At 38.2% G+C, this 14,112-nt stretch carries 6 protein-coding genes and 2 rRNA genes; 2 read left to right on the top strand and 6 right to left on the bottom strand.

Annotation, left to right across the window (positions count from 1 at the left end):
- The first annotated feature begins 746 nt into the window (after nt 1-746).
- On the top strand, nt 747-1,616 hold the full coding sequence (locus tag ABIZ51_03140) for a T9SS type A sorting domain-containing protein (GenBank protein MEO7087773.1): 870 nt from the start codon (nt 747-749) through the stop codon (nt 1,614-1,616).
- Nucleotides 1,617-1,745: 129 nt separating this feature from the next.
- Here the strand turns inward: ABIZ51_03140 and ABIZ51_03135 are convergent, their stop codons facing one another.
- The 3 genes from ABIZ51_03135 to uvrA form a co-directional block, all read right to left on the bottom strand.
- Complete coding sequence (locus tag ABIZ51_03135; protein ID MEO7087772.1) at nt 1,746-6,449, bottom strand: PKD domain-containing protein; 4,704 nt, start codon at nt 6,447-6,449, stop codon at nt 1,746-1,748.
- A 353-nt stretch (nt 6,450-6,802) separates the two neighbouring features.
- On the bottom strand, nt 6,803-7,510 hold the full coding sequence (locus ABIZ51_03130) for a TIGR00730 family Rossman fold protein (GenBank protein ID MEO7087771.1): 708 nt from the start codon (nt 7,508-7,510) through the stop codon (nt 6,803-6,805).
- Nucleotides 7,511-7,519: 9 nt separating this feature from the next.
- Nucleotides 7,520-10,405, bottom strand: a complete 2,886-nt coding sequence (gene uvrA, locus ABIZ51_03125) for an excinuclease ABC subunit UvrA (protein ID MEO7087770.1) — start codon at nt 10,403-10,405, stop codon at nt 7,520-7,522.
- Between the two features lie 145 nt (nt 10,406-10,550).
- Between uvrA and ABIZ51_03120 the strand changes: the two genes are divergently transcribed.
- Nucleotides 10,551-11,318: an HNH endonuclease gene (locus ABIZ51_03120; GenBank protein ID MEO7087769.1), complete on the top strand. Its 768-nt coding sequence runs from the start codon at nt 10,551-10,553 to the stop codon at nt 11,316-11,318.
- A gap of 121 nt (nt 11,319-11,439) precedes the next feature.
- Here the strand turns inward: ABIZ51_03120 and ABIZ51_03115 are convergent, their stop codons facing one another.
- The 3 genes from ABIZ51_03115 to ABIZ51_03105 all read right to left on the bottom strand — a co-directional run.
- Complete coding sequence (locus tag ABIZ51_03115) at nt 11,440-13,452, bottom strand: putative porin (GenBank protein ID MEO7087768.1); 2,013 nt, start codon at nt 13,450-13,452, stop codon at nt 11,440-11,442.
- 83 nt (nt 13,453-13,535) lie between these two features.
- Nucleotides 13,536-13,647, bottom strand: a 5S ribosomal RNA gene (rrf, locus tag ABIZ51_03110).
- Between the two features lie 94 nt (nt 13,648-13,741).
- Nucleotides 13,742-14,112 (bottom strand): 23S ribosomal RNA (locus ABIZ51_03105); the annotation flags it as partial.

The following is a 14,112-nucleotide window of genomic DNA, read 5'->3' as shown; positions in this document are numbered from 1 at the left end:
CTTTATTCTATTATTTCATCGATTGGCTATATCCCTAGTAGGTTGCTCGCCAGCAGAGCCATGTTATGTTTCTAACCAATCATCAAATATAAAAAAACAATCTGACACACTTTGTTTTACATTCCCTACGGAAACGGATACTCAAACTGTCAATAAGTGAGCTGAGAGTGTCCTACTCACAGCTTAGACTGACTCACTCACAGTTCTTAGTGTCATACTCACAGCTCTTAGTGTCTCACTCACAGCTCTTAGTGCCTCACTCACAACTCTTAGTGTCTCACTCACAGCTCTTAGTGCCTCACTCACAGCTCTTAGTGTCATGCTCACAGCTCTTAGTGTCATGCTCACAGCTCTTAGTGCCTCACTCACAGTTCTTAGTGTCATGCTAACAGCTCTATATTAGGTAAGTTCTCTTTAAAATGATTAAAATTGAAAAGGAAGAATTGAACAGGCAGAAAATCGCTATCCACTACTTGATACAGCAAATGCAAGAGCAGCTTTTTCCTTCTTCTTTGGAAAGAAATCAGCTAAGGTTTAAAATGAACATCATAAAAATCATATCTTTGGTACTCATTTACCACTTATGAGAAAAATTATTTTTCTTGCTTTTTATTTTTGTATGTTTTCCTTTTCAGTGAAAACAAAAGCCCAAAACCTTGTGCCTAATTATTCTTTTGAAGATAGGATACAATGTATACAGCACGATGACCAATTTACAGGCTACGTAAAAAACTGGATAGGTCAGAATGGGGGGGGGGCTCTCTTATTATACTTCGCACTGCTCAGGACTTGGTTATAATGTGGGAGTTCCTTCAAACGATATAGGGCATCAATATGCCCACACAGGTGTGTCTTATGCAGGATTTTATACGTATATAGATTCCTTGTATCAACCGTCAACATATAATTTTAGAAACTATATTCAGGATAGTTTAATAAATCCATTAATTAGTGGAACAAGGTATTATGTTACGTTTTATGTAAGCTTGGGAGATACCTTCAAATATGCCTGTAATAATATGGGAGCGTATTTTTCTGATTCGTCATTGGTTTTTAACAATACTACATTAGGACAGGTTAAATCATATCTTATCCCACAGGTAACAAATGATATTGAGTATAATCCACTAACAGATAAAGTAAATTGGATGAAAATAAGTGGTAGTTTTGTGGCAGCAGGTGGAGAACAGTACATAATCATCGGTAATTTTGTGGATGATGCTCATGTGGACACCGTTTTTGTGAACTCACCGGAGACTACTTTTAACGGTTTTGCAGCTTACTATTATATAGACGATGTAATAGTAAGTACGGATAGTACGTATGCAGATAGTTTGTTTACTGGTGTAAATGAAATAAAGCCACTTAATGCGAGTGTTAAGGTTTATCCAAATCCTGCCAATAACTTATTGAATGTGGCAGTAAACATAGAGCAAATTAAATCGGGAATGATTTGTTTATACAGTACTACTGGACAAGAAGTAGAATGCGAGGAATTATCAGGTAATATTACAAGCATTTCAACTAATAAATTATCAGCAGGTTTATATTATTATAGAATAACAGATAGCTATGGCAATTTAGTAAAAGCAGATAAAGTAACAATAATTCACTAAAAATAAAATCATGAAAAAAAGCCGTGTGTCAGCTTAGCGCCTTCGGGGTGATGTTTGATTTATGAAACGAAAAACAGCCTTGCATCTATAATGCAAGGCTGTTTTTGCTATGATGTCCTTGTGTTTTCTTTATTTAACTAAGGACACATGACCGATATATTGATGCGTTTTGTTAAACACATCCGTCAAATTCACTTTCCATACATACACATCTATTTGTGCCATACGATTGCCTCCCGCTACTATTCCATCCCATTTGCCATTCAAATCATTCGTATGGTAAATCAAATTACCCCATCTGTCAAAAATCCACATCTGATATGTTCTGATACCAGTACCCGTGCCAAAGAAATAATCATTCTTTCCATCTCCATTTGGAGTAAAGGCATTTGGTGCATAAAAAGTAAAAGTCGGTTCGATATATATCGGGTGCATCACCGAGTCGGTACAACCAAATTGATTTATCACAATCAGTTGGATGTTGAAGACTCCTGTATCTCCATAAGTATGTGTCGCATTGTTATCATTTGCTCCCCAAGTCAAGGTATCTCCATCGCCAAAGTCCCAATGCCACGCACTCGCACCCGTAGAACCATCCACAAAATTAATCGTCGGATTGGCTATCGTCGTTGGGTTCGGGTTCATTGTAAACGCTGCCTCCGGTACCGGATAAACAGTTATCATGTGTGGATGCGTTAATGTCGTTGAACAATTGCTTTGCGAGGTTACAGTTAAAGCAACATCGTAAGTGCCAGCTACGGTGTAACAATGACTTGGATCTTCCGTGTTTCCTGTATTACCATCTCCGTAAGACCACAACCAATTGTTGATTGTTCCTCCATTTGCTATCGTACTGTGATCTGTAAATTGAACACACAATGGTGCGCATCCTATACTATCATTTACCGTAAAGGCTACTACAGGATTTGGATTCACCGTTACATTCTGGGTAATCGAATCCACACAGCCGTTACTGCTTGTTACAATCAATTTAACGATGTACGTTGAATCTTTTGCATACAAATGCATTGGACTTTCAATGGTGCTGCTAGTGCCGTCACCAAAGTTCCACAACCAATTAGTAATACTTCCCGATGAGATCGTTGAGCCATCAGTAAAAGAAGTTGGACTGTTTTGACAAACTGTTGTATTGCTAAACGCTGCTACCGGTATTGGATAAACTATTACGTTTTCACTGATTGTATTACTACATCCATTCGAAGAAGTAGCTGTTAGTTTTACCGTATAAGATCCGCTGGCGACGTACACATGTGTCGGATTTTGGATCGCGCTCGTGTTACCATCTCCAAAGTTCCACGCCCAAGACGTAACTGTTCCTGATGATACCGTAGAAGCATCTGTAAACGTAGTGGTGTTTTGTAAGCAAACATTCGTTGCCGTAAACGCTGCTACTGGAGCAGGAAATACGGTTACCGTATTGGTAACTGTATTCGTACATCCTCCATTAGAGGTAACCGTTAACGTTACCGTGAAGGTGCCACTTGTTCCATACGTATGGGTTGGGTTTTGTGTGATAGCTGTGCCTCCATCTCCAAAATTCCATGACCAGCCGGTAATCGTTCCTGGAGCTACCGTAGAAGCATCTGTAAAATTCATCACATCCGATACGCATACCGAAGTTGCCGTGAAGGCTGCTACTGGTATGGGATTCACTGTGACTGTTTGGGTAATTGTTCCTTGACAGCCATTATTAGAAGTAACTGTTAAGGTAACCGTATAACTACCTGCTGCTGAATACGTATGATTCGGCGATTGTGTTGTTGATGTATTGTTTACTCCTGATCCCGGATCTCCAAAGTTCCATGCCCAGCCGGTAATAGTACCCGATGAGATGGTAGAACCATCTGTAAAATCTGTTGCTGTTCCCATACATACCGGCGAAGACGTAAACGCTGCCAAAGGCAATGGATTTACTACCACTGGTAGTTTGACTGAATCAATACAGCCTGTACTATTAGTTGCAATCAAGGTAACATTAAACGTTCCAGATGAACCATACGTATGCGTCGGGTTTTGAGTGGCACTTGTATTGTTCGCTCCCGAAGAAGGTTCTCCAAAATTCCATGACCATGCTGTGATGGTTCCTACCGTTGTGGTGGATGCGTCTGTAAATGCACTTACATTGTTAAAACAAACGCTCGTAGAAGTAAAGTTCGGAGTCGGCAATGGATTGATCGTTACCGTAGCTACTGCTGTATTAGTACAACCGTTCACATCTGTGCCTGTTACCGTATAAGTGGTCGTTACCGTCGGATTGGCAGTTACTGTGGTTCCTGTGGTCGCACTTAAGCCTGCCGCTGGTGTCCAGGTGTATGTTACAGCACCGGTACCTGTCAATGGAGAGCTCGTACCTGTACAGATACTTGGCGAATTCACGCCCACTGTCGGCGGAGGATTCACTGTTACCGTCGCTATGGCACTACCCGTACAACCTGCTATAGATGTACCTGTTACTGTATAAGTGGTCGTTACCGTCGGATTAGCGGTTACTGTGGTCCCTGTAGTCGCACTCAAGCCAGTCGCTGGAGCCCAAGCATACGTGGCAGCGCCCGCACCTGTTAATGTCATATTGCTGCCCAAGCAGATAGCACCTGAGTTCACTGTTACTGTTAATACATTAATCACCGTTACCGTAGCTATAGCTGTATTTGTACATCCATTTGCATCTGTACCCGTTACGGTATAATCCGTCGTTGCCGCAGGGCTTGCCGTTACTGTCGTGCCTGTTGTTGCACTCAAGCCTGTTGCTGGCGCCCAAGCATACGTTACCGCTCCAGATGCTGTTAAAGGAGCACTCGATGTTGGACAAATACTCGGTGAATTGACAGTTACCGTCGGTGCCGGATTTACTGTTACCGTCGTTGCTGCCGTGTTAGTACACCCATTTGCATCTGTTCCCGTTACGGTATATGTTGTTGTTGCCGAAGGATTGGCAGTTACTGACGTTCCCGTGGTTGTACTTAAGCCCGTTCCTGGTGTCCATGAATACGTAGTGCCGCCTGTGGCTGTTAGCGTACCACTACTACCAGTGCAGATCGTTAAGGAATTAACTCCGATGTTTGGTAATGGATTAATAGTTACTGTCGCTATAGCACTGCCTGTACAGCCTGACGTGGATGTACCTGTTACTGTATAACTGGTCGTTGTTGCCGGATTAGCAGTTACACTTGCTCCTGTTGTAGCACTCAAGCCTACTGCTGGTGTCCATGAATAAGTGCCTCCAACTCCCGCTCCTGTCGATGTTAAAATCATACTGCTGCCGGGACATATATTTCCAGAATTGACTGTTACGGTTAAACTAGGATTAATCGTTACCGTAGCTATGGCGCTGCCTGTACAGCCTGCTGTGGATGTACCTGTTACTGTATAACTGGTCGTTGTTGCTGGATTAGCGGTTACACTTGCTCCTGTTGTAGCACTCAAGCCTACTGCTGGTGTCCATGAATAAGTACCTCCAACTCCCGCTCCTGTCGATGTTAAAACCATGCTGCTACCGGGACATATATTGCCTGAATTAACCGTTATGGTAGGTGTTGACGTAATTACAATTGTTGAATCAACAACGTATGTGCAACCAAGTCTCTGGGTTACCGTTACCTGATAAGTGCCACTTTGAGTAACCGTAACTGACTGTCCAGCAGCGGAACCCGATATTCCTGAGCCTGCAGGAATTTGCGTCCAAGCATAAGCAGAATCTCCTGCAGGAGCCGTTAAAGTGACAGAACCTCCACAAGTACTCGAAGTCGTTTTTATCAGTTGAACGGGAGAGCATGAGGCATCTACATATCCATATCCAAAATGTCCACCTTCAATACAACCTGCTGCTGCGAAGTATAAGGTAACTTTATGTCCAATATAAGCATTTAAGTTAAAACTATTAGATGTCCATGGTAAATAATAAACGGCTGAATTATCATAATAATTTGTACCTGATGACAATATAAATCCTGGCGGAACAACATTTTTTAGTATCTGAATATAATATTGACAACAAGGCAAAGGATTACCCAAAGAATCTAAAATTTCGGCTAAAAAGTAAGGTTGTTGCCCAACATTGTGTGGAGCAGCATTTAATACAACCGCGTAATTGTAGGTAATTAATGCATTCGCCGGAGTTACAAGAAATGTTTGCTGTATAATTTCGCCTCCGCTATTGTAATTATTACCACCAGCGCACACAATCACATTGCCAGGACTATTTCCATTGTATTCGTTAATATATTCTCCACCCAAACGCAAGGCATAACTCCCTCCGCCTGCATCTAACATCGGAAAGCCACCATAAGGATCATTTCCTGCAGCAGCATCCACAATAGTATGATAATTACAAGAAGGTTCTGGATTATCAACAGCACCATTAAAAATACCAGTAGCTGTTGTGGTTAATGGGGCATTGGAATTAGAGTTATATCCTATAAAACCCACCCATCCAGTGCAATTTCCGTCTTCAAAATCAAGGTTATCACAAGTACTTGAAAGTGTTTTGTAATTATTCGGATTGATTGTATGGTTTCGATTTTTTAAAGGATGATATTTTGTTTGAATAAAATTGCTTTCCTCATGATATAGTCTTCCAACAACATCGTGGTTATAATTAAGATTACTTGCTATTTTATGATATTCCAAAACAACATCAAAACCGGAAAGACTATCTCCTTGAAAAAAAGAATTTTCCCTAAGAATCGTAGAGTCTTGTTTTTGCTGTGCTTTGGAAGCAAATGAAAGCAAAACTAATAGCAGAATGACAACCGGTTTTGAAAAATTATTTTTCAAAATGGAGATAGAAAAATGACAAGATGATTTTTTTAACATGGCTTATTTAGTTAATTACTTGATTTTATTATATCCATTTATACTATAAAAACACCACTTATTCTGATATATATACCACTTATGCAAATAATCTTTGGTCGGCGAAGGTAAAAAAATATTTTTGGAAAGCAAATTTATTCTTGGTTATTTACTTTCATAAATCAATAAACAAAAATCTCATTATGAATAAATTAACCTTAAAACAGTTGAAATGATGATATCCATGCCAATGGCAAATCATCCTCGATTACGAATGTTGGGGAGCTATTCCAGAATTAGAATTATTTCCGGAATTTTATTGAATTTGTTTGACTTTACCGCTTCAAAAATAATGAAGCCAAAACCTCTGTTAATTAGAAATTCGGTTTCAACATGTATTTCGAATAAAACTCGTTGATTTTATGCAACGCTTCTTCTGATGTATCCACTAAAGAGAAAAAATCAAGATCCGATTCGCTGATATTTTTTTCTTCTAAAACGGTTGTTTTTATCCATTGCATCATGCCTTCCCAATATTGTTTTCCAACTAATATAATCGGAAAATGTCCAATTTTATTAGTTTGTATTAAGGTGATGGCTTCAAAAAGTTCGTCCATTGTTCCCAAACCTCCTGGCAACACAATAAATCCTTGAGAGTATTTCAAAAAAATAGTTTTGCGAACAAAGAAATAATCGAAATTAATAAGCTTATCTCTGTCGATAAATGTATTGGCAGATTGTTCAAAAGGCAATACAATATTTAAACCTACGGATTTTCCGCCGCCTGCTTTTGCGCCTCTGTTAGCGGCTTCCATAATTCCCGGACCGCCGCCAGTAATTACGCCGAAACCTTCTCGCGTTAATTTGAAAGCAATTTCTTCCGCCAATTTATAATATTTATTTTCGGGTTTTGTACGTGCCGAACCAAAAATAGAAACGCAAGGACCGATTTTCGCCATTTTCTCGAAACCACTCACAAACTCCGCCATTATTTTAAATATTTGCCAAGAGTCGGACGATTTTATATCGTGCCAATCTTTATCGTCAAAGGCTTTTCTGATTTTTTCTTCTTCGTTTGTCATGTTAAAAAATTAATTTTTCAAAGATGATTTTGGGCGCAATTCTTTTTTCAAATAAGCTGCCGTATAGCTTTTTTTATTCTCGATAATTTCTTCAGGAACTCCATAACAAATAATTTCTCCGCCTTTTCGTCCGCCTTCCAAACCTAAATCAATAATATAATCTGCAGTTTTAATGATATCCATATTGTGCTCAATTACCAACACGGTATTTCCTGCATCGGTTAATTTATTTAATACTTCCAAAAGAATTCGAATGTCTTCGAAATGCAAACCGGTAGTAGGTTCATCTAAAATATAAAATGTTTTTCCAGTTTCTCTTTTCGAAAGTTCCGTTGCCAATTTCACGCGTTGCGCCTCGCCGCCAGAAAGTGTGGTAGATTGTTGCCCCAGTGTTATATAACCCAATCCAACATCTTTCAGCGTTTTTATTTTTTGTATGATGGACGGAATATTTTCAAAAAAATCAACGGCATTGTCAATCGTCATGTTCAGCACATCGCTGATGGATTTTCCGCGGTAGCGAATTTCCAACGTTTCGCGATTGTAACGCTTTCCATTACACGTTTCACAATTCACATAAACATCTGGCAAAAAATTCATTTCAATCGTCCGCATTCCGCCGCCCTGACACGTTTCGCATCTTCCGCCTTTTACGTTAAAAGAAAACCGTCCGGGTTTATATCCGCGTATTTTCGATTCCGGCATTTCTGCAAAAAGATTTCTGATATCCGTGAAAACGGCTGTGTACGTAGCCGGATTCGAACGTGGCGTTCTGCCAATTGGAGCTTGATCTATTTCAATAATTTTATCAATGTGTTCCAATCCCTTGATAGACTTGTAAGGCAGAGGATTTTTTTCTGAATTATAAAAATATTTACTGAGAATCGGATACAATGTTTCGTTTATCAATGTTGATTTTCCGCTGCCCGATACGCCTGTTACGCAAATTAATTTTCCCAAAGGAAATTCCACGCTCACATTTTTTAAATTGTTTCCGGAAGCCTCTTTCAAAATTATTTTCTCACCGTTTCCTTCTCTTCTCTTTTCCGGAATTCTTATTTGTTTTCTATTATTCAGGTATTGAGATGTAAGCGAATTCGATTTTAAAATTTCTGTCGGAGTGCCAGCTGCTACAATTTCTCCGCCGTGAACACCAGCCAACGGACCGACATCCACCACGTAATCGGCTGCCAAAATCATTTCTTTGTCGTGTTCCACCACAATTACAGAGTTTCCAATATCACGCAAATTTTCCAATGCAGTAATTAATTTTGCGTTGTCACGCTGATGCAAACCAATACTCGGTTCATCCAAAATATACAACACGCCAACCAATTGCGAACCAATTTGCGTAGCCAAGCGAATGCGCTGCGCCTCTCCGCCCGAAAGGGTTTTAGAACTTCTGTTTAAACTTAAATAATCCAAACCAACATCTAAAATAAAATCAATACGCGTACGAATTTCTTTGATGACTTCTTTCGCAATGACTTGTTCTTTTTTACCCATCTGATTTTCGACTTCAGAAAAATATTTTTTCAACTCGCCCAAATCCATGTTCGCCAAATCAGAAATATTTTTTCCGCCGATTTTAAAAAACAAAGCTTCTTGTTTCAAGCGCGTTCCTAAACATTTCGGGCAAACAATTTTATTCATAAAACCTTGCGCCCATTTATCAATGGAATGCGATAATTGTTCATTTTTTTGGCGTTCAATAAAATTAGCGATGCCTTCAAAATTCAAAGAATAGTTTGTCGCGGCGCTGTCGTAAGCTGTTTTCACTTTAAAAATTTCATCCGAACCAAATAAAATCACGTTCAATGCTTCTTCAGAAATATCGCCAATAGGCGTATCCAAAGTGAAATGATATTTATCGCCAATGGCTTCCAACTGACGAAACATCCACGAATTTTTATATTCTCCGATGGCAACAATACCGCCTTTCTTGATACTCAGCTTCAGATTTGGAATTATTTTTAATGTATTGATTTGCGAAACTTCACCCAAACCGCTGCATTTAGGGCAAGCGCCATACGGCGAATTAAAAGAGAAAAGATTCGGAGCCGGCTCGTCGTAAGAAATTCCGGAGGTTGGGCACATTAAATAACGACTGAAATGATTCGCAGTTTCTGTTTTTTCGTCCATCACCATAATCACGCCTTTGCCTTGTTTCATTGCCATTTGCAAAGATTCAGAAATACGTTGGCGCGCATCGTCATTCACTTCAATTTTATCAATCACCATTTCGATGTCGTGTACTTTGTAGCGATCTAACTGCGTTTTGCCACTCAACTCGATTATTTTTCCATCCACACGCGCACGCAAAAAGCCCATTTTACGAATGTGTTCAAACAATTCGCGGTAATGACCTTTTCTACCTTTCACAATGGGAGCCAACAGAAAAATTATTTTTCCGGAGAACTTTTCTAAAATTAAATTTAAAATTTGTTCGTCGGAATAACGCACCATTTTTTCTCCGGTAACGTACGAAAAAGCTTCGCCGGTACGCGCAAAAAGCAAGCGCAAAAAATCGTAAATCTCAGTAATAGTACCCACTGTAGAGCGCGGGTTTTTATTTACCGTTTTTTGTTCGATAGAAATAACAGGACTTAAACCGCTGATTTTGTCCACATCAGGGCGTTCCATACTTCCCAGAAACTGGCGCGCATACACCGAAAAGCTTTCGATGTAACGTCTTTGTCCTTCCGCATAAATGGTATCAAAAGCAAGCGAAGATTTTCCGCTGCCACTTAAACCGGTAATGACCACCAATTTATTGCGCGGAATAGTAACATTTATATTTTTGAGATTGTGTTCGCGTGCGCCCGTAACCTCTAAATACTCATCTTCTTTCCCGATAATCGGAACCAATTCCTCTGCTATTTCTGTTGTCTTCATTTTTTTTGAATGTGCAAAGGTAATTGATTTTTGAGCTTGGAATACAAGAGCAGTTTTGATAAAAATATTCTTTGCTGAGATTGTTTTATATTTACGTGTTATTCGTAAATTATAGAATTGAGCGACATTATAGATAAAAAATTTAATGAAGCAATGTATTTGGTGTTTAAGCACAGAAGAAAAAGTAACTTTTAAAAAAAAGGCTCATACAATTCCGCAAACACTTGGAGGTACAAAAATATGTTCGAATGTTTGTGATGAATGTAATTTATTTTTTGGTAGCCATAGTAACAAACTACCTCCAATCGAAACCGTTATTAAGGAAACTTTTAATATCTCACGAGCAAGGTTGTTGGAAGCACGAAATGAAATTGGTAAAAACAAGACACTGCCAAAATTTTCCTCAATTTATTTTAACTTGGATTTAAAAAAGGGGAGTTTTAGCCTCAAAGCTAGTTATCGCAATCGTAAAAATTTTCAAGAAGGAATTTCAAGGCAACTAAAAAAGGGCCTATACAAGATATTTCTTGAAGAAACTGAGCGTCAAAAACGAAATGGCTTAGACTCACAATTTGATTTTATAAGAGAATTTTGTCGTTATGATCTTGGAGACTATCCCATTTTTTATTTTGAAAGAAATTATGGAATTATTATAATGGCAGATTCTTGGGCAATAGAGCCTGTCTTGATTATGGAAGAAGAAATGCAGTTCAAATATTTGGTACGTGAACCAAGTTTTTTCGAGTTCGAATTATTAGGTCATGTTTTTGGCATTGCTACATCTAGACATTGGGAGCTTGTAATCGACAATTATATTAAAAAGACGAGCGAGGCTAAATCAAAACATTTTAAAAGATTTAGGCAAATCACAAATTTTAGTGACATAGACTTAGCATTATCTATAATTAAATGATTAACAGGTCAGTCATCAATCTCCGTAAACGCTAAGCCCCTTCCACAAAAACAATCACCATCCCCTTCAATAAAAAATTAGACTACGTGAATTCACTATAAGTCAAATTCTAATCTTGCTTTTAGTTTGCAAACTGCCAGGAAAGTCCAAATTTAATAGCATTATCGGGCATGGGATAATGATACGCCGTATAATAATTGTATCCTGTTAAACCAGAATTGGCATGTTGGTATTTCACAAAAATACGTACCGTTTTTATTTTCGCATTCAAGAAAAGATCCAGATATGGATAATCGCCAATCTTATTTGTATTTTGCAAATAGAATTGTCCGGTAGCTGGCATATACGCGCTTCCGTTGTAGGCAGAAGTATAAAATAAATCTACTCCCAAACTAAAATACAATATTTTTTTATAATTGCTGGAATAGTACAAAGCGTTTTGTGAGATAAATTTCGGAAGCCGCAAAGGCAAGGAATCTGGCACATATTGATAGGTCATGTCGTTGGAAAAAGTCCACCTTTTATAGACGAAATCTTTTTTCAGATAGGCGGAAGAAACAGTGATGTTTCCCGAATATTGTTCTGGTTGCGCATAATTATCGAAATAACAAAAATGAGTGTATTGTGCCGCAGAAACACCAATTATAAAAGGAGTTTTTCCATTTTCTTTAAAATAAGAATGATCAATAGTAATGGATTTACAATCTGTTTTTTGAAAATTATTTTTCCAGTTGAAATTATTTCCAGCATATAAATCATAAATATAATCGGGCGTTTGATGCTGAATAGACGCAGTAATATCCACAAACGGAATTATTCCCCAACTTATTTTTCCAGAATAATCACCTTTCCGATTTCCGAGTAAATCATAATTTCCAGAAACATCCAGAAAAGAGTTTTCAAAAAATAATTTTTTAAAGAGAATATTTCCGCCTGCAATTACATTGGAAAAAACAGAATCTGTTGTGATATGTTTATTGAGCGAATCCGCTGTTCCTTGTTTCAAGCCGATAATTTGATCTTTTATTTTCGCCGTAAAATCGAAATTATTGTTCCATGTATTCCACGCCAATTCGTTTTCGATGTGATAAAAACGTACGGAATCCAAGGTTTCTTTTGTATCAATTGCATTTTTATAAAAATTAGAATCAGGGAAATTATCTTGATACACAATGGATTTATCTCCAATACTAAACGTATGCGTTAAAGAACTTTTCGGAAAAAAATTCTTTTCGAAGGATGAATCCGACTTCATTGTTTCAGTTGTCGAACCGAAAAAATAAGTTTGTCTTACATTAAATTCCTTATCAATAATACGGTGTTTGGCAGCAGAAAGATTAACGGCAACCAATTGACGATTGGAAAATGTGGCATTTCCTAAAGCTGAATCATTCGTAATTCCACCGTTTTCAGCATATTGGAAATTATTATAGATAATATTACTCGTCAAAAAATATTTTTTATTGGTGGTTTTATAGCACGAAGAAAGTGCCAAACTATTGTCGTTAGAGTTTTGGTTGAGATAACTTCCGGCGGAACGAACGCGATTAAAATTCAAACAAAAATTCAAATTCTTATTGACATTTTGTGTGTGCAGCAATTTAAAAAACTGTTCTTCTTTGGCGCCAACAACCGCATATAATTCCGTGTAAGGCGCTTTTGTATTGTAATAATTGATGGAATTATTTGTAATTCGATAGGAATCCATAAAATCATTGTCATAATGAAATCCGTCTTCCACATCTGAGTAATGTGGTAAAAATAAATTAACAAGGGGCGTGCCGCTGTTTCCTAAATTATAAAAAGAAGTGTATCGCTGAAAATTAATGAGCGAAGTATCTATTCTTGAAAAATTTTCGAGTACTTGAATTTCATTTTTATCAGAAGTACTACTGATAAAATAATTAAGCTTGACAGTATCTTTATCATACGCTGGAAATTTTCCTTCTTCGGAAAAAAAGTTGCAATTATACACTTTAATTTCAGAAATGTATTTAGAAGGATTTATTCGAACAGAATCTTGTTTAACGGCATGCGTTTTAAGAGAATCCTTTGGAGAAGCGTAAATTGAATTCGCAAAAAAACAAAGAAAAAAGATGCTTTGAAAAAATATTTTTTTGAACCCTTTGGGCATTGACTGCTTCGTTTAAAAACTTTTCAAATTTACTACTTTTATAAAACAAAAAAGCCTGTCGGAAATTAATCCAACAGGCTTAAAAGTGGCAACGACATACTCTCCCACAATTGAATGCAGTACCATCTGCGCTGGTGAGCTTAACTTCTCTGTTCGGAATGGGAAGAGGTGGACCTCACCGCAATAGTCGCCTAAAATCGTATCCCATTTTAAAGGGAAATATTTTTGACAAATAAAGAAAGAAAATACGAAAGTGTAATAGAATTGTATACAAACAAAAGCAAACGTCAATACGAAAGCTAACGGGTAATTAGTATTGCTCGGCTTTGACATTGCTGTCTTTACACCTGCAACCTATCAACGTGGTAGTCTACCACGACCCTTTAAAGAAATCTTATCTTGAGATGAGTTTCGCACTTAGATGCTTTCAGCGCTTATCTCATCCAAACATAGCTACCCTGCGATGCAGCTGACGCCACAACAGGTACACTAGCGGTTTGTCCATCTCGGTCCTCTCGTACTAGAGATAGGGTCTCTCAAATTTCTAACGCCCACAACAGATAGGGACCGAACTGTCTCACGACGTTCTGAACCCAGCTCGCGTGCCACTTTAATCGGCGAACAGCCGAACCCTTGGGACCTTCTCCAGCCCCAGGATGT

The organism is Bacteroidia bacterium, assembly GCA_039924845.1.
GTDB lineage: Bacteria > Bacteroidota > Bacteroidia > DATLTG01 > DATLTG01 > DATLTG01.
Note: the sequence above shows the minus strand (reverse complement) of the source record. Positions and strands in the feature narration are given on the sequence as shown.